The 22,889-nt window shown below is 64.4% G+C and carries 27 protein-coding genes; 21 read left to right on the top strand and 6 right to left on the bottom strand.

Annotated elements, in window-relative coordinates; translation table 11 throughout:
* The first annotated feature begins 53 nt into the window (after nt 1–53).
* The 4 genes from ACFWF1_RS27270 to ACFWF1_RS27255 all read left to right on the top strand — a co-directional run bounded on the left by ACFWF1_RS27270 (nt 54) and on the right by ACFWF1_RS27255 (nt 5,310).
* Entirely contained in the window at nt 54–1,133 is a 1,080-nt protein-coding gene (locus ACFWF1_RS27270; RefSeq protein WP_379286707.1) for an MAB_1171c family putative transporter, read from the top strand.
* Nucleotides 1,130–2,200 (top strand): MAB_1171c family putative transporter, encoded by a 1,071-nt coding sequence (locus tag ACFWF1_RS27265; protein ID WP_379286709.1) that lies wholly within the window; start codon nt 1,130–1,132, stop codon nt 2,198–2,200. The genes ACFWF1_RS27270 and ACFWF1_RS27265 overlap by 4 nt, the downstream gene beginning before the upstream one ends.
* A 107-nt stretch (nt 2,201–2,307) precedes the next feature.
* The gene (locus ACFWF1_RS27260) at nt 2,308–4,092 is read left to right on the top strand and encodes an MFS transporter (RefSeq protein WP_379286711.1); all 1,785 of its coding nucleotides are present in this window, start codon (nt 2,308–2,310) and stop codon (nt 4,090–4,092) included.
* A 60-nt stretch (nt 4,093–4,152) separates the two neighbouring features.
* On the top strand, nt 4,153–5,310 hold the full coding sequence (locus ACFWF1_RS27255; RefSeq protein WP_379286713.1) for an MAB_1171c family putative transporter: 1,158 nt from the start codon (nt 4,153–4,155) through the stop codon (nt 5,308–5,310).
* On the opposite strand, the gene ACFWF1_RS27250 is transcribed toward ACFWF1_RS27255, so the two are convergent.
* Nucleotides 5,300–7,339, bottom strand: coding sequence for a M13 family metallopeptidase (locus ACFWF1_RS27250; protein ID WP_379286715.1), 2,040 nt, complete (start codon nt 7,337–7,339; stop codon nt 5,300–5,302). The genes ACFWF1_RS27255 and ACFWF1_RS27250 overlap by 11 nt on opposite strands.
* Nucleotides 7,340–7,436: 97 nt before the next feature.
* Nucleotides 7,437–9,485, bottom strand: coding sequence for a M13 family metallopeptidase (locus ACFWF1_RS27245; RefSeq protein WP_379322226.1), 2,049 nt, complete (start codon nt 9,483–9,485; stop codon nt 7,437–7,439).
* Nucleotides 9,486–9,813: 328 nt separating this feature from the next.
* On the opposite strand from ACFWF1_RS27245, the gene rplN reads away from it, so the two are divergent.
* The 4 genes from rplN to ACFWF1_RS27225 are packed head-to-tail and all read left to right on the top strand — an operon-like array spanning nt 9,814 to nt 11,254.
* The gene (gene rplN / locus ACFWF1_RS27240; RefSeq protein ID WP_107654146.1) at nt 9,814–10,182 is read left to right on the top strand and encodes a 50S ribosomal protein L14; all 369 of its coding nucleotides are present in this window, start codon (nt 9,814–9,816) and stop codon (nt 10,180–10,182) included.
* Between the two features lies 1 nt (nt 10,183).
* Nucleotides 10,184–10,501 (top strand): 50S ribosomal protein L24, encoded by a 318-nt coding sequence (gene rplX, locus ACFWF1_RS27235; protein WP_150404095.1) that lies wholly within the window; start codon nt 10,184–10,186, stop codon nt 10,499–10,501.
* 1 nt (nt 10,502) lies between these two features.
* Complete coding sequence (rplE, locus tag ACFWF1_RS27230) at nt 10,503–11,066, top strand: 50S ribosomal protein L5 (protein WP_107654148.1); 564 nt, start codon at nt 10,503–10,505, stop codon at nt 11,064–11,066.
* 2 nt (nt 11,067–11,068) lie between these two features.
* A complete protein-coding gene (locus ACFWF1_RS27225; RefSeq protein ID WP_040731429.1) occupies nt 11,069–11,254 on the top strand; it encodes a type Z 30S ribosomal protein S14 in 186 nt (61 codons plus the stop codon).
* A 102-nt stretch (nt 11,255–11,356) separates the two neighbouring features.
* Here the strand turns inward: ACFWF1_RS27225 and ACFWF1_RS27220 are convergent, their stop codons facing one another.
* A complete protein-coding gene (locus ACFWF1_RS27220; protein ID WP_379286720.1) occupies nt 11,357–11,563 on the bottom strand; it encodes a hypothetical protein in 207 nt (68 codons plus the stop codon).
* A 360-nt stretch (nt 11,564–11,923) separates the two neighbouring features.
* On the opposite strand from ACFWF1_RS27220, the gene ACFWF1_RS27215 reads away from it, so the two are divergent.
* The 4 genes from ACFWF1_RS27215 to ACFWF1_RS27200 are packed head-to-tail and all read left to right on the top strand — an operon-like array spanning nt 11,924 to nt 14,283.
* Entirely contained in the window at nt 11,924–12,235 is a 312-nt protein-coding gene (locus ACFWF1_RS27215; RefSeq protein ID WP_379286721.1) for a WXG100 family type VII secretion target, read from the top strand.
* Nucleotides 12,236–12,250: 15 nt separating this feature from the next.
* Nucleotides 12,251–12,553: a WXG100 family type VII secretion target gene (locus ACFWF1_RS27210; protein ID WP_379286722.1), complete on the top strand. Its 303-nt coding sequence runs from the start codon at nt 12,251–12,253 to the stop codon at nt 12,551–12,553.
* On the top strand, nt 12,550–13,914 hold the full coding sequence (locus ACFWF1_RS27205) for a hypothetical protein (RefSeq protein WP_379286724.1): 1,365 nt from the start codon (nt 12,550–12,552) through the stop codon (nt 13,912–13,914). Before ACFWF1_RS27210 ends, ACFWF1_RS27205 begins: the two co-directional genes overlap by 4 nt.
* Before the next feature lie 12 nt (nt 13,915–13,926).
* Nucleotides 13,927–14,283, top strand: a complete 357-nt coding sequence (locus ACFWF1_RS27200; protein ID WP_379286725.1) for a hypothetical protein — start codon at nt 13,927–13,929, stop codon at nt 14,281–14,283.
* A 173-nt stretch (nt 14,284–14,456) separates the two neighbouring features.
* Here the strand turns inward: ACFWF1_RS27200 and ACFWF1_RS27195 are convergent, their stop codons facing one another.
* Nucleotides 14,457–15,020: a DUF3916 domain-containing protein gene (locus ACFWF1_RS27195; RefSeq protein WP_379286727.1), complete on the bottom strand. Its 564-nt coding sequence runs from the start codon at nt 15,018–15,020 to the stop codon at nt 14,457–14,459.
* Between the two features lie 68 nt (nt 15,021–15,088).
* Nucleotides 15,089–15,670, bottom strand: a complete 582-nt coding sequence (locus ACFWF1_RS27190; RefSeq protein ID WP_379286729.1) for a Uma2 family endonuclease — start codon at nt 15,668–15,670, stop codon at nt 15,089–15,091.
* A gap of 312 nt (nt 15,671–15,982) precedes the next feature.
* Here ACFWF1_RS27190 and rpsH point away from each other — a divergent pair, with 312 nt between their 5' ends.
* The 9 genes from rpsH (at nt 15,983) to map (ending at nt 21,543) form a co-directional block, all read left to right on the top strand.
* On the top strand, nt 15,983–16,381 hold the full coding sequence (rpsH, locus tag ACFWF1_RS27185; RefSeq protein ID WP_069161946.1) for a 30S ribosomal protein S8: 399 nt from the start codon (nt 15,983–15,985) through the stop codon (nt 16,379–16,381).
* Nucleotides 16,382–16,395: 14 nt separating this feature from the next.
* Nucleotides 16,396–16,935 (top strand): 50S ribosomal protein L6, encoded by a 540-nt coding sequence (rplF, locus tag ACFWF1_RS27180; RefSeq protein WP_379286731.1) that lies wholly within the window; start codon nt 16,396–16,398, stop codon nt 16,933–16,935.
* Nucleotides 16,936–16,937: 2 nt separating this feature from the next.
* Nucleotides 16,938–17,345 (top strand): 50S ribosomal protein L18, encoded by a 408-nt coding sequence (gene rplR / locus ACFWF1_RS27175; protein ID WP_379286733.1) that lies wholly within the window; start codon nt 16,938–16,940, stop codon nt 17,343–17,345.
* 28 nt (nt 17,346–17,373) lie between these two features.
* Nucleotides 17,374–18,036, top strand: coding sequence for a 30S ribosomal protein S5 (rpsE, locus tag ACFWF1_RS27170; protein ID WP_379286735.1), 663 nt, complete (start codon nt 17,374–17,376; stop codon nt 18,034–18,036).
* Nucleotides 18,036–18,215 carry a 50S ribosomal protein L30 gene (gene rpmD, locus ACFWF1_RS27165; protein WP_150404110.1) on the top strand — a complete coding sequence of 60 codons (180 nt, stop codon included), beginning with the start codon at nt 18,036–18,038 and terminating at the stop codon, nt 18,213–18,215. Before rpsE ends, rpmD begins: the two co-directional genes overlap by 1 nt.
* Before the next feature lies 1 nt (nt 18,216).
* Nucleotides 18,217–18,660, top strand: coding sequence for a 50S ribosomal protein L15 (gene rplO / locus ACFWF1_RS27160; RefSeq protein WP_379286737.1), 444 nt, complete (start codon nt 18,217–18,219; stop codon nt 18,658–18,660).
* Nucleotides 18,661–18,843: 183 nt separating this feature from the next.
* A complete protein-coding gene (secY, locus tag ACFWF1_RS27155; RefSeq protein WP_379286739.1) occupies nt 18,844–20,166 on the top strand; it encodes a preprotein translocase subunit SecY in 1,323 nt (440 codons plus the stop codon).
* Nucleotides 20,163–20,720: an adenylate kinase gene (locus tag ACFWF1_RS27150; protein ID WP_379286741.1), complete on the top strand. Its 558-nt coding sequence runs from the start codon at nt 20,163–20,165 to the stop codon at nt 20,718–20,720. Before secY ends, ACFWF1_RS27150 begins: the two co-directional genes overlap by 4 nt.
* 22 nt (nt 20,721–20,742) lie before the next feature.
* Nucleotides 20,743–21,543 (top strand): type I methionyl aminopeptidase, encoded by an 801-nt coding sequence (gene map, locus ACFWF1_RS27145; RefSeq protein WP_379286743.1) that lies wholly within the window; start codon nt 20,743–20,745, stop codon nt 21,541–21,543.
* Between the two features lie 528 nt (nt 21,544–22,071).
* On the opposite strand, the gene ACFWF1_RS27140 is transcribed toward map, so the two are convergent.
* Entirely contained in the window at nt 22,072–22,863 is a 792-nt protein-coding gene (locus tag ACFWF1_RS27140) for a class I SAM-dependent methyltransferase (protein ID WP_379286745.1), read from the bottom strand.
* Nucleotides 22,864–22,889: the final 26 nt, after the last annotated feature.

The raw sequence follows: 22,889 nt of genomic DNA, 5'->3' as shown, positions 1-22,889 counted from the left end.
GGCCGGACCCAGCCCATGGTCGGAGGAGCTACCGCGGGTTACTGTCACCGACGATGAATTCTGTGCCTGCTTCGCTCGTGTTGTCGATCGGTGTGTTCGCCGCGATCGTCACGGTCGGGCGATGGTTCTTCGTGAACACCACGACGATGGATCGTCTGATCAACCGCCTGTTCACCTGGGAACTGATCGGAATCCTGCTGCACGGCGTTGTCACCGGCGCCGGAGCCCCGGACCTGGCCAGCCGGGTATTCATGGGCTGTGGGTTGATGGCGGGCGCGCAGGCCTACGGGTTCGCCAGACTGCTGTTCGATGGGGAGGCTCGTTACCGAGCTCGCCGCAGGCAACCCACCTACGATACGATCGCGGCCGTTTCGGCGGCTTCGGTGCTGCTGGCAGAACCCGTCATGGATTACCCGCTGCCGTTCGGTTGGTCGGCCGCGGTGTGGACGGGTTCCCAGGTCATAGGTGCCCTTACGGGCTTGCTGATCCTGCGGGTCTGCGTTCGGGAACTACGCAAAGACGACCTGGTAACCAGGGAGATCCTGCTCTACTCCGCCCTGCTCTTGCTCGCGGGCTACTGGTTCGTCGGGTCGTTGATCGGCGCCGTGCGAACAGTTTCCGGGGCGCCACCGTCCGAACCGGGCGCGGCGTGGGTCGTCGTCACGTTCGCCAACTTCTTCCTGATCACGCTGTTGATCTCGGTCCGGCTGATCGACGTGCTGCTCGCGCGGACCGGGTGGGACAGCGCGAGCAGGCACTGCCGCCGCCTCGGTCCGATGTGGCGGGACCTCACCGCCGCGGTGCCGGAAGTGGTACTGCCACCCGATGATTCGGCCGGCCAGGATCCCGCGGACCGGCGCTATCGGATGACGGTCGAGATCTGGGACGCGTTGCTGCAGCTGCGGCCCTACATACCCGACGTCGCCGAGGATGCCACGGTCCGTCGCATGATCGAAGGCGATCCCCGGGGCTATACGTTGTTGATGGCCAGGGCAGGGCGGGCGAAGGCGCAAGGTGCGGTCGCCTCCGCGAAGCCTCGGATCGATGTCACCCCGCGGCCGCCCGACCGGGATTCCGAGCTGCGGATGCTGCTCTGCCTGGCTCGAGTGTGGCCGTCGGAGCGTTCCCGATGAATTCCGCGCCGCCCGTATTCAGCACCATCGTCATCATTTTCGTGTTGGCGATCGCTGGTGGTCGTTGGTGGCTGGTCAACGAAACGCACGCCGATCGGCTGATCAACCGTGCGCTTACCTGGGATATCGGTGCGGTGTTCGCCTACGGGGTGGTGGCGAGCATCGGCTATCCCGATGTGGGGCAGCGGGTTTTCCTGGCTGTCGGTTTCCTGACGCTGTCCAGCACTGTCGGATTCATCGCCCTGCTCGGCGGCGCGGACCTGCGGACGACCTGGCGGCGCCAGCGCGGATACGACGCGGTGGCGGTGTCGGCCGGGTCGGTCGTGCTGCTCTGTTCCTTGGCCGGTGAACTGGGCCTGTTTCCGGCAGCGATGCGGGCGGTGGATTGGGACGGTCTGCTGTGGGTGGCCGCCGATGTCGTCCTCATCTCGGTCGCGGTGGCGCTCGGGCGCGCATGCCTGCGCGAACTCCGCACCGCCGCGGGGACCAGGGAAACGCTGACCTACTGGGCGCTACTCGCCGTCGCCTGCTATTCAGCGTGTGCGTCGGTGTATCGAACACTGCGCACACTGTCCGGGGCTTCGCCGCAGGACATGGGAACCGCTTGGGCGGTAGGCGCTTTCAGCACCCTGGCGATCCTGGCCACGCTGATATCGATTCCGCTGGTCAATGCCCTGCTGGCGCGGGCAGGTCTCGATCGGGCAGGCAGATACTGCCGTCGCCTGCGTCCGCTGTGGCACGACCTCACCGCGGCCGTGCCCGAGGTGGTGCTGCCGCTCGACCACGAGGATCACCCTGGCTCGAGCGCGCGCCTGTACCGGATGACCGTCGAAATCCGTGATGCCCTGCTGCACCTGAAGCCATACGTGCCCGATTCGAGCGCCGTCGAGACCACCGATCTCCACGCCTACGCCCGCGGTATCTCGGCGGCGGCCCGCCTGAAATCACACGGGACGCCGCCGACCTATCCGGGTCGAGCCGTGCCGTTCCCGGCGGGCGACCGAACCACCGAACTCGGCAATCTGCTTGCTTTGTCCCGCGCGTGGTCGGCCGATCGATCGCGCTGAGCTCCTGGTCGAGACCAATCTGGTCGCAGATCACACCGAGCAGTCTTGATCGTTACATCCGCTAATTATATAGTTTGCGGAGATAACCATTTGTGAGGGGCTGTGCCGTGACGTCTCCATCCACCGATCTCGACCTCGGCGAGGTATCGACCATCCGCCGCAGGTTGCGCTACGACCGGGACCATCCGCACTACAAGTGGATCGTGCTGACCAACACCACACTCGGGGTGCTGCTCACCGCGATCAACTCGTCCATCGTGCTGATCTCGCTGCCCGCGATCTTCCGCGGCGTCGGACTCAACCCGCTCGACGCGGGCAACGTCGGGTACCTGCTGTGGATGCTGATGGGCTACCTGCTCGCGACGGCGGTGCTGGTCGTCATGTTCGGCAGGCTCGGCGACCTCTTCGGCCGAGTTCGCGTGTACAACATGGGTTTCGCGGTCTTCGCGTTCTGCGCGCTCGCGCTGTCCTTCGATCCGTTCCACGGTGGCGCGGGTGCCATGTGGATCATCATCTGGCGGGTTGTCCAAGGTGTCGGCGGCGCGATGCTGACCGCCAATGCCACCGCCATCCTCACCGACGCCTTCCCGGCCAAGCAGCGCGGCACCGCGCTCGGCATCAACATGGTCGCGGCGGTCGCGGGCTCGTTTCTCGGCCTGCTCATCGGTGGCGTGCTGTCGGAATGGGATTGGCGCGCGGTGTTCTGGGTGAGCGTCCCGATCGGCCTGCTCGGCGCGTTCTGGTCGTACCGCTCGCTGCACGAGGTCGGCATCCGGTCGGTGGGCAAGGTCGACTGGGCGGGCACGATCACCTTCGGGCTCGGCCTCACTGCGCTGCTCACCGGTATCACCTACGGGATCCAGCCTTACGGTGGGCACGCCACCGGCTGGTCGAGTCCCTGGGTGCTCGGGGCGGTGATCGGCGGTATCGCGTTACTGGGCGCGTTCTGCGTGGTGGAGAGCAAAGTCGACGACCCGATGTTCCATCTCGCCCTGTTCCGCAACCGCGCCTTCGGGCTCGGCAACTTCAGCAACCTCATGGTCTCCATCGGCCGTGGCGGCATGCAGTTCATGCTGATCATCTGGTTGCAAGGCATCTGGCTTCCGTTGCACGGCTTCAGTTTCGAGTCGACTCCGCTGTGGGCCGGTATCTATCTCCTGCCATTGACCGTCGGATTCCTTCTGGCAGGACCGGCTTCAGGCTGGTTGTCGGACCGCTACGGTTCGCGTCTGTTCACCACCGGCGGTGCGTTGATCGCGGGCATCACCTTCGTGCTGCTGCTGATCGTGCCCGTCGACTTCAACTATTGGGTGTTCGCCGCGATCATCCTGCTCAACGGCATCGGCAGCGGACTCTTCTTCTCGCCCAACACCGCGGCCATCATGTCCAGCGTGCCCGCCGCACAACGCGGCGCAGCCTCGGGCATGCGCGGCACCCTGTTCAACGGCGGCAACGCACTGTCCATGGGAATCTTCTTCTCGCTCATGGTCGTCGGCCTCGCCAGCAGCCTGCCGTCCGCCCTGGACGCCGGTCTGCGCGCCCAGGGTGTCTCCGCCGGAGCCGCCGCCGATGTCGCCGGTCTACCCCCGGTAGCCAGCATGTTCGCCGCGTTCCTCGGCTACAACCCGATCCAGGAATTGCTCGGCCCGACAGGCGAATTGGCCAAACCCGGGGTCAACGCCGACACCCTCACCGGCCAGGAATTCTTCCCGCACTTGCTGACCGGCCCGTTCCACACCGGCCTGATTGTCGTCTTCGTCTCCGCTGCGATCATGATGTTCCTTGCCGCCGCCGCCTCGTTCTTCGCGGGCAACAAGTACGTACACGACGAGCAGTCCGAACTGGCCGAGGCCGAACAACTCGCCCACACCGTCCCGGTCCCCGCCCGCTGAGCAAGGGCTCAGCGCCCCACGGACAACGGCCGGAGTGCGTGGGACATATTCTCAACGGCGATGAACGCTGCTCCGCCCTTGCTCGCCGGGATTGTTGTCCTGTTCGCTGCCCTGATCATGGTCGGCCGGTGGTTGCTCGTCAACGAGACGACCATTGACCACCTGATTAATCGAACTCTGATCTGGGACATCGGTGCGGTGCTCGGATATGCGATTGCCGCGGGCCTCGGCTACCCGGATTTCGGGCAGCGGCTGTTCCTTGCGGTGGGCGCGGTGTCGATGTCCAGTTGTTTCGGGTTTGTCGCGCTGTTCGATCGAGCCGATCCGCAGACGTGGCGCCGGCGCCAGCGCAGGTACGACGCGATCGCCGCGACCTTCGGTACCTTCGTATTGATCTGCGCGGGAGCCGAAGAGGCAGGTTTACACCTGCATCGCATTGTCGACTGGGAGCGGATCGCATGGGCGGCGGTCTATCCGGTCCTCGCCTGGACCGGTTTGCTGCTCGTCCGAGCCTGCGTGCGCGAACTTCGTAACGCGGCGCCGACAAGGCGCGAGAAGCTGACCTATTCGGCCCTACTGCTCTTCGGCGTCTACTGCGTAGACAGCGCGTTCTATGCGATGCTGCAACTGGCATCGGGCGGGCCACCGGGAAGGCCCGGGACCTTCGGGGCCGTGGGCTCCTTTATCGGCATGGCCGTGCTCACCGGGTTGATCGCGATCCCGTTGATCAACGCCATTATCGTTCGGGCCGAACTGGATCGGACCGGCAGGCAATGTCGCCGGCTGCGCCCCCTCTGGCGCGATCTCACCGACGCCGTCCCCGAGGTGGTCCTGCACCCGGAGGCGTCGGCGCGCCGAGACGCCGCCGCCCGCCGGTACCGCATGACCGTCGAAATCGGCGACGCCCTACTGCATCTGCGCCAGTTCGCCCCCGACACCGATTCACCCCGCGCCGAAACCATCAGCGCCTATGCCCGGCGGATCGCCGAAGCCGCTGAGCTGAAACGGCGGGGTATTCCCGCGCCGCGCCGAACCGAGCAATCCCGCAGTGCCATTTATCTTCCGGCCGAGGATCGCGCCGCCGAACTGCACAATCTGCTTGCGTTGTCGCGTGAATGGCCGCGTGCCTTCGCCGCGGCAAAGACCGCGAATTCGGCGGCTGCCAAGCACTTCCCGCACACCGGAGTGTGTGCGGGAAGGCGGGGGATCAGAAGGTGACGCGCTGGTCCTGTGGCATGAAGAGTTTGTCGCCGTCCTTCACGTCGAAGGTGCGGTAGAACTCCTCCAGGTTGCGCACCACCTGGTTGCAGCGGAATTCGGCGGGGGAGTGGGTGTCGGTGGCGAGGTAGCGGACCGTCAGCGCCTTGGTCTGCTTTTCCCGCCAACTGCGGGCCCAGGACAGGAAGAAGGTCTTGTAGTCCGGGTTGTCGACGCCACGGCGCTTCTCCGAGATGCGGAAGGCCGCCAGCGTGATCTGCAGGCCGCGCAGGTCGGCGAGGTTTTCGCCGACGGTGAGTTCGCCGTTGATGTGCTGGCTCGGGTCGAGGCCCTCCGGCACCAGGACGTTGAACTGATCGATGAGCTGCTTGGTCTTGGCTTCGAACGCGGCTCGGTCCTCCGGCGTCCACCAATCCCGCCGGTTGCCGTCACCGTCGTATTTGGAGCCCTGATCGTCGAAGCCGTGGCCGATCTCGTGGCCGATGGTCGAGCCGACGGCGCCGAAATTGACAGCGGACTGGGCGTCCTTGTCGAAGAACGGCGGCTGCAGATACGCGGCGGGGAACACGATCTGGTTGGAGGTCGCCGAATAGTAGGCATTCACCGTCTGCGGCGACATGCTCCATTCGGTCTTGTCGACCGGGGTGCCGAGCCGGGCGAACGCCCGCTTGGACTCGAAAGTATTGATGGACAGCAGTGATTCGACCAGCTTGCCCCTGGTGATCTTCATCTGCGAGTAGTCGACCCACTTGTCCGGGTAACCGATCTTGGGATCGATCTTCTCCAGCTTCGCGATCGACGCCGTCTTGGTCGCGGGAGACATCCAGGTCGAGTTGGTGAAGTTGTCCCGATACGCGGCGATCACATCGTCGAGCATCTCCTTGGCCCGCTGCTTGGCCTCGGGCGGAAAGTACTTGTCCACGTACACTTTTCCGAGCTGCTCGCCCAGCTTGTCGTCGACGATCCCGACCCCGTACTTCCAGCGGTCCGGACGCTCCTCCTGGCCGTTGAGCACCTTGCCCTTGAACTCGAAGTTCGCGTCGTTGATGGCCTTGGGCAGATACGGCGCGAAGTCCCGGATCACGCTGATCTTGAGATAGTCACGCCAGGTGGCGATGTCGACCTCGGTCCACAACTGGCCGGCCGCCGTGATGAAGGACGGCTCGCCGACCACCATCGTCTCGAACAGCGACCGCGGCCGGTCGGTGTTCCCGGCCATCCACGGGTCCCAGTCGAATGTCGGTGCCAGAGCGGTCATCTCGGCCCACTTGAACACGTTGTAGGTCGCGTCGGTATCGCGGGTGCGCACGTTGTCCCAGTGCGCGGGCGCGATCCGCTTCTCCAGGTCGAACACGCGCTGCGCCAAGCCCTCCGGATCGGGCAGCCCCGCACCGGCGGCGATGCGCCCCAGGAAGATTCGATACTGCGCGAGCACGTCGGCGTATTCGGGCTTGCGGTAGTACTGCTCGCCGAGCCCGAGTCCGGCCTGCCCGACCGACGGGATGTAGGCGTTCGAGTTCTTCCGGTCGGTGCCGATGCCGATGCCGATCAGGCCGGAGATCGGCAGTTCGGCCATGACCTTCGCCAGGTCCGCCTTGGTCGCGGCGCCGTCGATCTTGCCGAACAACTCGGCCAGCGGGGTCATGCCGAGCCGCTCGATCTCGTCCCAGTCCACCCTGGCGTCGAACAGGTCGCGGATCTGCTGCTCCTCGGATCCCGGCTTCGGATCCTTGATGCCGTCGATGATCTCGCGCAACTGTTGCTCGGTGCGTTCGGCCGCCTCGCTCGTCGAACCGTAGGAGACCTTGTCCGGCGGCAACTGGTAGTCCCGCAGCCACTTCCCGTTGACATACCGGTACAGGTCGTCCTGCGGACGGATCGCCTCGTCCGCGCCACCCATGTCAACGCCGGTGAGCGGTTTACTCGCCGCTTTGCTATCGCTCGAGCAGGACGCCAGCGCGGCAGCGGCGGGCACCACCCCGAGCGCGATCAGGAAGGCACGACGGTCCAGCTGTCCGAGACGTGTCACGAGGATTTCCTCTCCCGATGCGGCGACACCGCATCCTCGTCAGGCGCAATTAGTTCGCCCGAGGCTACCCGCCGTCGGCGCTACTCGGCGGCCCATCTCAGAGCGTGACGCGCTGGTCGGGCGCCAGGAACAGTTTGTCGCCCGCCACGACGCCGAACGTGCTGTAGTACTCCGCGATATTGCGGACCACCTGATTGCCGCGAAACTCGTTGGGCGCGTGCACGTCCCTGGCGAGCAGCATCTCCTTCTTCTGCTTGGTCGCCTGCTGCCGCCAGATCCTGGCCCAGGACAGGAACACCGTCTCGAGGTCCGGCAGTTTGCCGTCGCGCTCGGCGGCGGCGCGATAGGCGGCCAGTGCGATCTGCAGGCCGCGCAGGTCGGCGAGATTCTCGCCGACGGTCAGCGCGCCGTTGACGTGCTTGCTCGGGTCGAGGCCTTCGGGCACCAGCGCGTCGTACTGGGCGATGAGCTGCTTGGTCTTGGCCTCGAACGCGGCCGTGTCCTCGGGGGTCCACCAGTCGCGCCGGTTGCCGTCGCCGTCGTACTTGGCGCCCTGATCGTCGAAGCCGTGCCCGATCTCATGGCCGATGACCGCGCCGATGCCGCCGAAGTTGACCGCGGGCGCGGCGTCGGCGTCGAAGAACGGCGTCTGCAGGATGGCGGCGGGGAAGGTGATCTGGTTGGCGTTCGGGTCGTACATGGCGTTCACCGTCTGCGGCGGGAAGCCCCATTCGGTCTTGTCGACCGGCGTGCCGAGCTTGTTGAAGGCCCGAGCGACCTCGAAAGTCCTTACGGCGCGCACGGATTCGACCAGCTTGCCCTTGGTGATCTTTACTCCGGAGTAGTCGATCCATTTATCCGGGTACCCGATCTTCGCGACGATCTTGTCGAGCTTCGCGAGCGCCGCGGTCTTGGTCGTCGGCGACATCCACGAGGAGTTGGTGAAGTCCTGCCGGTACGCGGCCATCAGATCGGCCACCAGCGCCTTGGCCCGATCCTTGGACTTCGCCGGAAAGTGCTGGGCCACATAGAGTTTGCCGAACGGCTCGCCGAGATTCTGGTTGACCGTCGCGAGGCCGTCCTTCCACGCCTCCTGGCGCTGATCACTGCCCTGCAGCGTCTTGTCGACGAATTCGAACGCGGCGTCCGCGATGGCTTTGGGCAGGTAAGGCGCGAACTCCTTGACGACGCCGAGGCGCAGGTACTCCCGCCACTGCGCGATATCGACGTCGGCCCACAGCTGCCCTGCGGTCGTGACGAACGAGGGCTGCCGGACCACCAGGCTGTCGAACAGCTGCGGCGACCGGTCGGTGGTGCCCTTCAGCCACGGATCCCAGTCGAATTGCGGTGCCAGCTTGGTCAATTCGGCCCAGCTGAGCAGGTTGTAGGTGGTGTCGGGATCGCGGTCGCGGACGCTGTCCCAGTAGCCCGCCGCGATCCGGGTCTCCAGATCGAGCACCCGCTGCGCGGCGCCGGCCGGATCGGGCAGGTTCGCGCCCGCGCCGATGTGCTCCAGATAGGTCCGGTAGGCGGCGATCTGCTCGGCGTACTCGGGTTTGCGGTAGTACTGCTCGTCCAGATTGCCGTCGATGCCCGACTGGCTGACCATGGCGATGTAGTTGCTGGAATTCTTCTGATCGACGACGACCTGCAGCCCGATCAGACCCGAGATCGGCAGCGAACCCATCACCCGGGCCAGGTCCGCCTTGGTCGCCGCGCCGTCGATCGCGGCGATCAGGTCGGCGATCGGTGCCAGGCCGAGCCGCTCGACCTCGGCGCGATCGAGCCTGGCGTCGTACAGATCGCGGATCTGCTGCTCCGTCGAGCCGGCCTTCGGATTGCGGATGCCCTCGACGATGCCGCGCAGCTGCTGCTCGGTGCGATCGTTCGCCTCGTCGAAGGTGCCGAACGACGACTTGTCCGGCGGCAGTTGATACTGCGCCAGCCAACTGCCGTTGACGTGCCGGTAGAGATCGTCCTGCGGCCGGATCGCCGGGTTCGCCCCGGCCAGGTCGACGCCGGTGAGCCGGACGTTCGAAACTTGCGAATCCTGTGCGCAGGACGCCAACGTCGCCGCGGCGGGCACAGCCGCGAGGGCGAGCAGGAAGGCGCGGCGATCGAGACGAGCGGACGAGCTCAAGAGCATCCCCTTTTCGGTACGGTCGAGCCGAACGGTGCTTCTCCTTATTGATCTTGCTCGATCCGAGAGTAACGGCGCGCGATGGCGCGCCCGGGGAGACGCGGATCTCAACCAGGGGCCCGATTTGGGCCGACCTGCGCGTTCACCTACACTGGACCAGTTGCCTGCGGGAGCTATGCCCGCAATTCGGCAGTGAACCCCCAGTGGTTGGTTCTCGAGTTGCACATTCGGAGCCACGAAACCGCTGGCAGGCGCGCGTCCGGAGGGCAACTGACCATGCCCGTCGGGTCGGCAATCCGGCGTGCGTATACATCCAGGTCCAGGAGGAGCTGAAGTGATTCAGCAGGAGTCGCGACTGCGCGTCGCCGACAACACGGGCGCGAAGGAAATCCTTTGCATCCGCGTTCTCGGTGGTTCGTCGCGTCGCTATGCCGGTATCGGCGACATCATCGTCGCTACCGTGAAGGACGCTGTCCCCGGTGGCAACGTCAAGAAGGGTGAGGTCGTCAAGGCCGTCATCGTGCGCACCACCAAGGAGCGCCGTCGCCCGGACGGTTCCTACATCAAGTTCGACGAGAACGCGGCCGTGCTGATCAAGGCGGACAACGACCCGCGTGGCACCCGCATCTTCGGCCCGGTCGGCCGCGAGCTGCGCGAGAAGAAGTTCATGAAGATCGTTTCGCTGGCCCCGGAGGTGCTCTGACATGAAGGTGCACAAGGGCGACACCGTGCTCGTCATCTCGGGTAAGGACAAGGGCGCCAAGGGCAAGGTCATTCAGGCCTACCCGGAGCGCAACCGGATCCTGGTCGAGGGCGTGAACCGGATCAAGAAGCACGTCGCGAACTCCACCAACCAGCGTGGTGCCTCTTCGGGCGGCATCGTGACCCAGGAAGCTCCGATCCACGTGTCCAACGTGATGATCGTCGACTCCGATGGCAAGCCGACCCGCGTCGGTTACCGGACCGACGAGGAGAGCGGCAAGCGGGTCCGGATCTCCCGTAACAACGGGAAGGACATCTGACATGACCACCTCTGAGCAGACCCAGCCGCGCCTGAAGGCGCGCTACCGGGCCGAGATCAAGGACGCGCTGAACAGCGAGTTCAACTACGCCAACGTGATGCAGATCCCCGGCGTGGTCAAGGTTGTCGTGAACATGGGTGTCGGCGACGCCGCCCGCGACGCGAAGCTGATCAACGGCGCGGTCAAGGACCTCGAGCTGATCACCGGCCAGAAGCCGGAGATCCGCAAGGCGACCAAGTCGATCGCGCAGTTCAAGCTGCGTGAGGGCATGCCCATCGGCGCGAAGGTCACCCTGCGTGGCGATCGCATGTGGGAGTTCCTGGACCGCCTGGTCTCCATCGCGCTGCCCCGTATCCGTGACTTCCGCGGCCTGTCGCCGAAGCAGTTCGACGGCAACGGCAACTACACGTTCGGCCTCAGCGAGCAGTCGATGTTCCACGAGATCGACGTGGACTCGATCGACCGTCCGCGCGGTATGGACATCACCGTCGTGACCACCGCGACGAACAACGAAGAGGGCCGCGCCCTGCTCAAGCACCTCGGCTTCCCGTTCAAGGAGAACTGACGATGGCCAAGAAAGCACTGCGGATCAAGGCTGAGGCCAAGCCGAAGTTCGCCGTCCGCGCCTACACCCGCTGCCAGCGTTGCGGTCGCCCGCACGCGGTCTACCGCAAGTTCGGCCTCTGCCGTGTCTGCCTTCGCGAGATGGCGCACCGCGGTGAGCTCCCCGGCGTGCACAAGAGCTCCTGGTGAGCTAGTGCTCGTCTGAGCACACCCGCGTCAGCGGAAAACTGAACAAAGGCACGGTCTCCGACGGAGGCCGTGCCTTTGTGCGTGATTCGCCGTGCTGATTCGTCAGTTCTGCCTGCGCAGCAATTCCAGCGAGCGCCGGTGCGCGCTGACCGCCAAGGCGGTCTCCCGCGCGGCGTCGGAGCCGCCTTGTCCGGCGAGGTACGTATGCAGATTGGCTTTGGCCTCGTACCAGGCCGCGCGCTCGATGTCGCCGGCCTCGGCGGTGGGTCGGCTCAGAGTTAAAGCGGTCATTTCGACCAGGACGTTCACCCGCGGTTCCTCCTCGGCAATGTTTCAGATGTATCGCTCAGTACACCGTGACCTGCGTTCGGAGTGTTACGCCCGTCGCGAGTCCCTACGTAGTATGCGCAGCTCTGTTGCCCGCCCAATAGAGGTCACGTGACGTTCGCTGAGGTGTCCTATCGAGGTTGCTGAGTCGCGGTGAAGTGGGCTTGACTGAGGCAGAAGCCCCGTATACGGCCGCATTGCGGCGTTGTTGCATCAAATGTGCTGCACGATTGCCGATCGAGACGTTCCGTAGGTGCAGAATCCAGCGGAACCGGGGCTGCACCTGGTGCGTCATAGTAAGAACGGAGCACCTCAGCCACCGTCGAAAGGAGTGGGTCGTCCATGGGAGATCCATCGTCGCTTTCGGTCGAGCCCGAAGAGGTGAAAGCGCTGGGGCGCATGGCGCACCAGATCGCGGATGAGATGAAGTCCGGGTACTCGTCGCTGGTGACCGACACCAAGGTCACGATCGACAGCTGGGCGGGGAACAACGCGGGCGCATTCTCGGCGGCGTGGGACGAGTTCCATGAAGGCGCGGACCAAGTGTGGGATGCGCTGCTCGAGCTAGCCGAGAAACTGGGTGTGACCGCTGAGACGCTCCGCACTACCGACCAGTCCTTCGCCTCGGGTCTCAGCTCCCTGGACTTGCCTTGAACCGGGGACGACCTCATGACCGCTGATACGCCGGCATTCTCGGTCGACCTCGACAAACTCGAGGAGTTGGCCGCACGCATGCGCGCGTACAAGGCCGCGGTTGCCGACCGGCTGGCGCAGCTCGAGGCGAAGGCCAAAGAAGTCGAGGGCGTATGGTCCGGCGCCGCAGCCGTGGCCTACAGCCAGGCACACACGGAGTGGGCGGTCGGGGTAACCGACATGCAGGACGGGCTCGCGGCCCTGGAGACCGCGTTGAAGACCGCTCATGACAGCTACACCAACGCCGCATCCCAGACCCTCCGGATCCTCGGCATATGACCAAGCTCGAGGTAGATCCGAAGGTCTACTACCAGGCCGCCACCAACTGCTTCGACGCCGCCGCCGCACTGAACGACAGCTTCAAATACGTCTTCGGCGAACTCAACGGCTGCGGTCAGATGGCAGGCCGAGACGAAGACGGCCGCGCCTGGGCGACCTCCTACGACGAGTCCGCCCGCGACGCCGTCTCGTTCTTCGACCAGACCTTTTCGACCCTGCGCGCATATGGCACCGCTCTCAACGACCTCGGTTTCGAACACGCCAAATCCGATGCCGTGCTGAAAGGCACAGCGCAGCCGGACAGACCGGCCGACGCCGCATCGACAGCGACATTCGGGCCCTACGCCCTTCCGGCATCGGCAGCGGGCGGAACACCGCAAGGCTTGGCGAAAACGTCGATCGAAGTACTCGACGCCATCAATTGCCCTCTCCCAGACGGCAATACCGACACGCTGACCAAGGCGGCCGACGCCTGGGACCGCCTCGGCACGATCTACCAGAACACCAACGCCAAAGACAAAATCACCATCGCCGCCAGCCTCTTCGACGACGTCACCTCCAAGGATGCAATCCAGGTCCGCGAAGACCTGAAAACCCTGGAAACATCCATCGGCCAACTCCTCACCACCTGCACCCAGATCAGCAAAACCTGCCTCGACTACAAAAAATCCATCGTCGAACTCCGCAACGAGATCAAGGGCTTCATCGAATCCATCATCGAAGATGCCGCAATCAACGTGGCGGTCATCGTCATAGCCTCCTGCCTAACCGGCGTCGGCGGCCTGATCGCCGGCGCCAAAGCCGCAGAATCGGCCCGCAAATGGGCCGTGAAGATCAACGAGGCCGTAACCGCCTGGCGAGCGCGAAAGGTGCTGCAACTCAAGGGGCTCGGCGAGGACGCGAAGGCCGCTCTCGCAAAGGGCAGGCAGGCCGTCAAAGACTTACGCGACCGGTTGGGAAAGAAGGCCGATGGCTCTGGAAAGCTTCCCAAAAGTCGAGGCAAAATCGATGAGACGGAGAAGGTATTCTCTCAGGAGGAGCGAAAGATTGCTGATCTGTTGGCAGATGAAGGAAAAGATGTAAAGGCTGTCAAGGAGGGCGTGGAGCGTACCCCGGATTCTACTGTTGACGGAGTGCCGACGGAATTCAAATCACTGGCTGAGGGTGCGTCGAATGTAACTGTTAAAAATGCTCTGAACAGTGCGGGCGGCCAAGCTGAGCACGCTATAATCGATGCACGAGCCAGTGGGATTTCGCAGGAAGAGGCTCAGCGTGGGTTGAATAGATTCTTGGGTGCCAGTGCTGGCAAGATGAAGGGTATCCGAATTGTTGGAGACGGCTGGGAGATCAATTGGCCATAGGAAGGATTTCCCTTGAGTGCTTATCATGAAATATTTCTGAAGACCGGGAAGCCGTTCGATGAAGTGATCGAAGATGTCAGCAAAGCCGTCGGGGCCAAGCTTGCGTCTGAACCATCGTCGGATTCCGTTTTACTCTATCGTGCAGTGACGGGCTCGTCCGTTATCGAAGTCGAGTCTTCGCACGCGTATGAGGACGACTACGGTATAGAATTTTCTAGGTTTCCCATCCTGATCACAGTCCGCGATCTGGACTCTGACAAGAGTCGAGAAGAATCCATAGCGCGCTCGCTCCTTCGGGCCCTGGCAAATTATGGTGATTACGAAGGTCTGCTTGTTTTCGATATGAAGAGACAGCTTGCCGAGATTTGAACGGCAGCGTAGGCAAATGTGATGTATAGCTGACATAGAGAATTTCGAATTTTCGAGGACTGAGCTCGGTGTCTCGGGATGCCGAACGGGACATGGCGCAGCGGTTACTCGACGTTTGTCGCCATGATGTCCCGTTGGGTGTTACGCACCCGGCTCACCGGTTGCTGGGTTTCCTAATGGTGGGGATAGGTCCAGGTCCAGTGGGTTCGGGTGATCTGTAGATCGGGCCAGTCCTCGTCGAATTCGAGGAAATTTGTTCCGCCGAGGAGATCGAGGCCCGTCGGCTCGGGTGGTCGGATCGGGTTCAGTGATGTCGGGTCTGCTGGGGAGGTTTCGATCCACCCGCCTGGATAGTCGGTGCGCTGGGTGTCCCGTACCGGGCGGAATCCGTTGAAGTAGTCCTCGGAGAGGAAGATTGTCACCTCGGAGCTGAACAAGTCGGGTGTGCTGATCAGGCAGGCGACGCGGCTGTGGGGAGGGCGGCGTGGGGATCGTTCGACCGCTTCGGCGGCGGCGAACAGGATTGCGAGGCAGGTCTTGCGGATTGCGTTTGTCGTTTGTCGTGAATCGACCAGTTTGTTGAAGACCGGAATCTTGAAGTTCCAGTAGCGTCGATCAGCGAGGATGTCCGCGTCAGGGATCTGATCGGCGATCCGTTCCGGCCACTGCGCGAGTCGGCGCAGGTGACGTCCAGGGTTGCGGAGCTTCTTGTCTGGATTCAGGTCGAGTCGACGCATCTATGCGGAGTCCGATCCTTCCGAGGAGCCGTAGGCCCCGAGGTGTGCTCGGAGGCCGAGCCGCGCGGCTATCGGGTCAGGTCGGCGAAGCTGATCTCACCGAGGACGACATGCTCGAGTTCGAGGGAACCTTCGCGATGGAGCCGGTGTAACCGGTACTCGGCGGCGTGCGCGTCGAGTCGGAACTCGCGGACCTCTTCGATGTCGTACTTGGTGTCGAGAGAAACGACTAGATACGCCGGAATGCCTGCGCGGGCATACTGAACTTTTTTGTCGAGCAGATCCTCGGCTGCGGTAGACGGTGACGAAACCTCGATGACGATCAGCGCATCGCCTGCTTCCGGCTTGGCGCCGCGTTCTGGCAGACAGCGGTAAACCGTCACGTCCGGTCGGCGGAAGGTGAACTTCGGTACCCGCCACAGGACAACGTCGATATCGGTTTCGACGCGCACGCATGGTTCGGTACTCGGCAACTGCTCCATGGCCCCGGCGAGCCTGCGTGCGACCCGATTGTGCTCCGGTACCGGCGATTCGCAGACGATCACATGCCCATGCACAACCTCGATCTCGCGCGAGATCGACTCGGGCAGGCGGCGGTACTCCTCCTCGGTCATCTCGTGCGGCAGGCCGGCCGACACTTCGATCGTCATACTTGCAAGCGTACCCAGTCGGTCCTCCGTCGGAACTGCGTAGCGGCGGGGTCACCGCCCCGGATTTGGCCGTCAGCTGGGGGTTGTCTACACTAGACCGGTTGCCTGGGCACCTCTGTGTCCGCAGGTCTGTGTGCAGTGACTGGCCGGACTCCTGCGGCCCGCCCTGGCACCGAGAACTCATTTTGAGAACTCATCCGGTCGGCAAGCGTCGACCGGACCAGCCCAATTGCTGTAGGCCCACGATCGGCATGCCTTGTGCTCGCCGGTGTTGCATGGGAACCGTAGCGAGAAAGGTGTCGAGGTCTAACCATGACCATGACTGATCCGATCGCGGACTTCTTGACTCGTCTGCGCAACGCCAACTCGGCGTACCACGATCAGGTGAAGGCTCCGCACTCGAAGCTCAAGGCGAACATCGCCGAGATCCTCAAGCGCGAGGGCTACATCGCCGATTACCGGACCGAGGACGCGACCGTGGGCAAGGCCCTCGTTGTCGACCTCAAGTACGGCCCCAGCCGTGAGCGCAGCCTGCAGGGCCTGCGCCGCGTCTCGAAGCCGGGTCTGCGTGTGTACGCGAAGTCCACCAACCTGCCCAAGGTCCTGGGCGGCCTCGGCGTGGCGATCATCTCCACGTCGACCGGTCTGCTCACGGATCGCCAGGCGGCCAAGCAAGGTGTAGGCGGGGAAGTCCTCGCCTACGTCTGGTAAGGGGAGGTAGACAAATGTCGCGTATTGGCAAGAAGCCCATCGCAATTCCGGCCGGTGTCGAGATCACCATCGACGGCCAGGACATCTCGGTGAAGGGTCCCAAGGGCACCCTGACGCTGACCGTCGCCGAGCCGATCACCATCAGCAAGGGTGAAGACGGCCAGCTCGAGGTCGTTCGCCCGAACGACGAGCGCCAGAACCGCTCGCTGCACGGCCTGACCCGCACCCTCGTCTCCAACATGGTCGAAGGCGTGACCAAGGGCTACGAGAAGAAGATGGAAATCTTCGGTGTCGGTTACCGCGTGCAGGCCAAGGGCTCGAACCTGGAGTTCGCCCTCGGCTACAGCCACCCGGTGCCGATCGAGGCCCCGGCGGGCATCACCTTCGCGGTGGAATCGCCCACCAAGTTCTCCGTGTCCGGTATCGACAAGCAGGCGGTCGGCCAGATCTCCGCTGTGATCCACGGACTGCGCAAGCCCGACCCGTACAAGGGCAAGGGCATCCGCTACGCCGGCGAGGTCGTTCGCCGCAAGGTCGGAAAGACGGGTAAGTGATCATGGCGCAAACCGAAAACCAGATCGCCAAGCGCAAGCCGCGTGGCAAGGACGCGTCCACGACGCGTCGTCTGTCGAAGACCCGCCGTCACTTCCGCCTGCGCAAGAAGGTCGAAGGCACCACCGAGCGTCCGCGCCTGGTGGTCAACCGCTCCTCGCGGCACCTGCACGCGCAGCTGATCGACGATTCGATCGGCCAGACCATCGCCGCCGCATCCTCGATCGAGGCCGACGTGCGCGCGCTGGACGGCGACAAGTCGGCCAAGGGCAAGAAGGTCGGCGAACTGCTGGCCGCGCGTGCCAAGGCCGCCGGCGTCGAGGCCGTCGTGTTCGACCGTGGTGGTCACGACTACCACGGCCGCATCGCGGCGCTCGCCGACGCTGCTCGCGAAGGTGGGTTGAAGTTCTGATGATCAAGACCAACGGAAGGAACGTCTGATGCCGGGACGTCAACGGCGTGACGGCGGCAGCGGACCCGCCGGACAGCAGAATGGTGCCGCCGGCGGCGGCGCCGACAACCAGCGTGGTGGCGGCCGCGACCGCCGCGGCGGCAACGACCGTCGCGACCAGCAGGCCGAGAAGAACCAGCTCGAGCGCGTCGTCGCGATCAACCGCGTCTCCAAGGTCGTGAAGGGTGGTCGTCGCTTCAGCTTCACCGCCCTCGTGATCGTCGGTGACGGCAACGGTCTGGTCGGCGTCGGCTACGGCAAGGCCAAGGAAGTTCCCGCGGCCATCCAGAAGGGTGTCGAGGAGGCTCGCAAGAGCTTCTTCCGCGTCCCGATGATCGGCTCCACCATCGTCCACCCGGTTCAGGGTGAGGCGGCGGCCGGTGTCGTCATGCTGCGTCCGGCCTCGCCCGGTACCGGTGTGATCGCCGGTGGTGCGGCTCGTGCCGTGCTGGAATGCGCTGGCATCCATGACATCCTGGCGAAGTCGCTCGGTAGCGACAACGCCATCAACGTCGTGCACGCGACCGTTGCGGCGCTCAAGATGCTGCAGCGTCCGGAAGAGGTCGCGGCTCGCCGTGGCCTGCCGCTCGAGGACGTTGCCCCTGCGGGCATGCTGCGTGCGCGCGCCCAGGCTGCGGGAGGTGCCAGGTAATGGCAGATCTCAAGGTGACCCAGATCAAGAGCACGATCGGCGCCAAGAAGAACCAGCGTGACAGTTTGCGCACGCTCGGTCTGCGCAAGATCCGGCAGACCGTGGTTCGCGAGGACAACTCGCAGAACCGGGGACTCATCAACGTCGTGCGCCACCTCGTGACAGTTGAGGAGGTCTGACATGACCATCAAGTTGCATCACCTGCGTCCCGCGCCCGGTGCCAAGACCGAGAAGACTCGGGTCGGCCGTGGTGAGGGTTCCAAGGGTAAGACCGCGGGCCGTGGTACCAAGGGCACCAAGGCACGCAAGAACGTCCCCGCCTCCTTCGAGGGTGGGCAGATGCCGCTGCACATGCGGCTGCCCAAGCTCAAGGGCTTCACGAACCGATTCCGCACGGAATACCAGGTCGTGAACGTCGGCGTCATCGCCAAGCTCTTCCCCGAGGGCGGCGAGATCGGCAAGGCCGAGCTCGTGGCGGCCGGTGCGGTTCGCAAGAACCAGCTGGTGAAGGTCCTCGGCGACGGCGAGATCGGCGTCGCGGTCCAGGTGACCGTCGACAAGGTGACCGGCGCGGCCAAGGAAAAGATCACTGCGGCCGGTGGCTCTGTCACCGAGCTGGGCTGACGGTACTCTGCAGTCAATGGCACCGGACGAGTGAAAGCTCGTCCGGTGCCACTGTTAGAGTTCAAGTTGTTGTCTGCCAAGCCTCGTCATGGTTTTCAGCGTCCCCAGATGCCGCACCGTCGGATCTGGGGTATTGCTTGAATTCCCATGTCCTGACCACCATGTCGTTCGCCAGGAGGATCTGTGCTTTCCGCCTTCGTATCGGCCTTCCGGACTCCGGACTTACGGCGGAAGATTCTCTTCACGCTGGGGTTGATCGCGTTGTACCGTCTGGGTGCCGCGCTGCCGTCCCCCGGCGTCGATTACAGGGCCGTCCAGGACTGCATCAAGCAGGTATCCGGCGGTGATTCCGGCGGTATCTACCAGCTGATCAATCTGTTCTCCGGTGGCGCGCTGCTGCAGCTGTCGGTGTTCGCGATCGGCATCATGCCGTACATCACCGCGAGCATCATCATCCAGCTGCTGACCGTCGTCATCCCGCGGTTCGAGGAACTGCGCAAGGAAGGCCAGTCCGGCCAGAACAAGATGACGCAGTACACCAGGTACCTGTCGATCGCGCTGGCGATCCTGCAGGCCACCGGTCTGGTCGCGCTCGCCTCCCGCAAGCAGCTGCTGCAGGGCTGTGACAAGGACATCATCGCCGACAACGGCATCTTCGGCATGATCATCATCGTGCTGGTGATGACCGCCGGTGCGGCCCTGGTGATGTGGTTCGGTGAGCAGATCACCGAGCGCGGTGTCGGCAACGGCATGTCGCTGCTGATCTTCGCCGGTATCGCCGCACGCATCCCCACCGAGGGCAAGTCGATCCTAGACAGCCGTGGCGGTCTGGTGTTCGGCCTGGTGTGTGTCGCCGCCTTCGCGATCATCACCGCGGTCATCTTCGTCGAGCAGGGCCAGCGCCGAATTCCGGTGCAGTACGCCAAACGTGTGGTCGGCCGGAAGATGTACGGCGGCTCCTCGACCTATCTACCGCTGAAGGTCAACCAGGCCGGCGTCATCCCGGTCATCTTCGCGTCCTCGCTGCTGTACCTGCCCAACCTGGTTTCCCAGCTCACCTCCTCGAAGAACAACCCGAACCCGAGCTGGTGGCAGGACATCATCGCCAAGTACCTGGTGAATCCGGGCAACCCGGTCTACATCGCGATCTACTTCGGCCTGATCGTGTTCTTCACCTACTTCTACGTCGCGATCACCTTCAACCCGGAGGAACGCGCGGACGAGATGAAGAAGTTCGGTGGCTTCATCCCGGGGTACCGCCCCGGCAAGCCCACCGCGGATTATCTCAACCATGTGCTGAGCCGCATCACCCTCCCCGGCTCGGTCTACCTCGGTCTTGTCGCTGTCCTGCCGAATCTTTTCCTCGATATCGGCGCTTCCGGTAACGGTCAGAACCTCCCGTTCGGCGGCACCGCGGTGCTGATCATGGTGAGCGTCGGCCTGGACACGGTGAAGCAGATCGAAAGTCAGCTGATGAATCGAAATTACGAAGGGTTCCTCAAGTGAGAGTTGTACTGCTCGGTCCGCCGGGTGCCGGCAAGGGCACTCAGGCCGTCCTGCTTTCGGAAAAACTGGGCGTCCCGCACATCTCCACCGGGGATCTGTTCCGCGCGAACATCAGCCAGCAGACACTGCTCGGCCGCGAAGCACAGAAGTACATGGATGCCGGCGATCTGGTGCCGAGCGATGTCACCAACCGCATGGTCGAGGCGCGGGTCAACGAGACCGACGCCGCGAACGGCTTCGTGCTCGACGGCTACCCGCGCACGGTCGATCAGGCCGACGCGCTGGAGAAGATCCTCGCCGAGATGGACAAGAAGCTCGACGCGGTGCTGAGCTTCGATGTGCCGGAAGAGATTCTGATCGAGCGCTTGGTCGACCGCGGTCGCACCAGCGGGCGCAGCGACGACAACGCGGAGGTCATCCACAACCGGATGGTGGTCTACCGCGACGAGACCGCGCCGCTGCTCGAGCACTACGACGGGATCGTCGTCCCGGTGGACGCCGTCGGCAGCATCGACGAGGTGCACGGCCGCGTGCTGCAGGCCTTGGGCCGCTGATGCTGTTCACGATGGGCCACTGATGGTCTTCGGCCGTAAGAACAAGAAGGTGGTGCCTTTTCGCACCAGCGGTGAACTCGACGCCATGGCGGCGGCGGGCGCGATCGTCGGTCGCGCCCTCGTCGCCGTGCGCGCGGCCGCCAAGCCCGGGGTGTCCACCCTGGAGCTCGACGAGGTCGCCGAGCAGCTCATCCGCGACGCGGGTGCGGTGCCGTCCTTCAAGGGCTACCACGGTTTTCCCGGTTCGATCTGCGCGTCGGTGAACGACCGTGTGGTGCACGGGATTCCGACCGCCGGCGAGATCCTGACCGAGGGTGACCTGGTCTCCATCGACTGTGGCGCCATTCTCGATGGCTGGCACGGTGATTCGGCGTGGACGTTCGGCGTCGGCAACATCATCGACGCCGACCGGCTGCTGAGCGAGGCGACCAAGCTGTCCATGGAGGCCGGTATCGAGGCGATGGTGCCCGGTAACCGGCTCTCCGACGTGTCGCACGCCATCGAGCTCGGTACCCGCGCGGCCGAACAGCTGCACGGCCGCGCCTACGGCATCGTCGACGGCTACGGCGGGCACGCCATCGGCCGCGAAATGCACCTGGATCCGTTCCTGGCCAACGAGGGTGATCCGGGCAAGGGTCCGAAGCTCGTGGTGGGATCGGTCCTCGCGATCGAGCCGATGCTGACCCTCGGCAGCACGCAAACCGAGGTCCTCGAGGACGATTGGACCGTCGTCACGGTAGACGGCACCCGCGCCGCCCATTGGGAGCACACGGTAGCCGTCACGGAAAACGGCCCGCGCATCCTCACGCTGCGCCCGGAGTAAGCCCCGCAGGCACAAAGACAACGCTGTGCCTGCCCCCACCATAGGCGCCGTCGATCTCTGCCGACCCCTCCCTGCGGAAGATCGAGCGGCGCAACGTTATTCGGAACACTGGGGGTCGGAGGCGCTGCGTGGCGAGGAGTCGATACGCACCGACGCCAGCGGGGGTGGCGGCCCCCGTCCGGACGATCTCGCCTGATGGCGATACCCAGCCGCTTCGCTGGATCGGTGTCGTCGTTCCTTGCGCCCGTGGCGCGCGACCGTGACGTTTGATCGGGCGGCGCTGCCCGGGTGTCGGAATCAGGTCGACATTGAGGCCTGATCGCTACGTTCTGAACTATGCCGTCAGCGTATGTTCGGGCGGGTGGGTGCGACGCGAGTAGACCACTACTCGAATCCGGTTGGCGCACTACGCGGTTCGCGCTCATCACCTGCGTACCCGGTCGGCGCGACGTCTGGAAATTGGGTGTGGTGTGCGAGTTCCCTTGCGACAGGTAGTCGGTGGGTGGCCGAGCCGACCGGACGAATCGGTCAGTGGGGCCGAAGGGTCGCGCGGAGCACCAAAGTGACCAGGGGAAAGTCGAATTCGCCTTCGGCCGTCTCCGGCCTGCTGTGCAGGTAGTCGGAGATGCGCTGCAATACTTCGGCTCGCTGCTGCTGCGGCACCACCAGGGTGTGCGAGTGCGTTCCGATCGTCGTGGTCAGCGATTCGGCGGTCCGCCGCTGACTGTGCGGGAATTGGGCTGTCTCGAAGGCCTCGAACAGCGGGTGCTCGGGGAGTTTCGCCGGCCCGAGTTCCAGCGGCGGTGACGAGGCCTCCGACCGCGAAACGCTCCCCAATTCGGCGACCCAGTCGACCCGCGTGTCGTCGGTGTTCCAGAGCGCCGCGAAAACTCCGCCTTTCTGCAACACCCGCGCGAACTCCGGAAAAGCACGCTGCTGATCGAACCAGTGGAACGCCTGCCCGGCCACGATCGCATCCACCGACCCGTCCGCGAGCGGAATCGCCTCCGCCGTCCCCTCATACGCCCGCACGCCGGGCAGTCGGCGCATCAACTCGACGCGCATGCCGTCGTCGGGTTCGACCGCGATCACCGTGGCACCGGCGGCGAGCAGCCCCTCGGTGAGCTTGCCGGTGCCCGCGCCGAGGTCGAGCACGATCGGCGCAGGCACGGTCGGCACGGCCGCCAGTGCCCACCGGATGGCCGCTATCGGATAGTCCGGCCGGTGTTCGGCGTAGTCCGTCGCGTTGGCGCCGAAGGAGGCGGCCCGACGGGCATGCAGGGCACGCTTGCTCGCATCTCGATCCGTCGTATTCCCCATGCGCCCCACCCTAAGTCCGGGCAGCC

Origin of the sequence: Nocardia sp. NPDC060255 (assembly GCF_042727395.1) — a bacterium.
Taxonomy (GTDB): domain Bacteria; phylum Actinomycetota; class Actinomycetes; order Mycobacteriales; family Mycobacteriaceae; genus Nocardia.
This window is presented reverse-complemented; position numbering and strand designations above follow the sequence as displayed.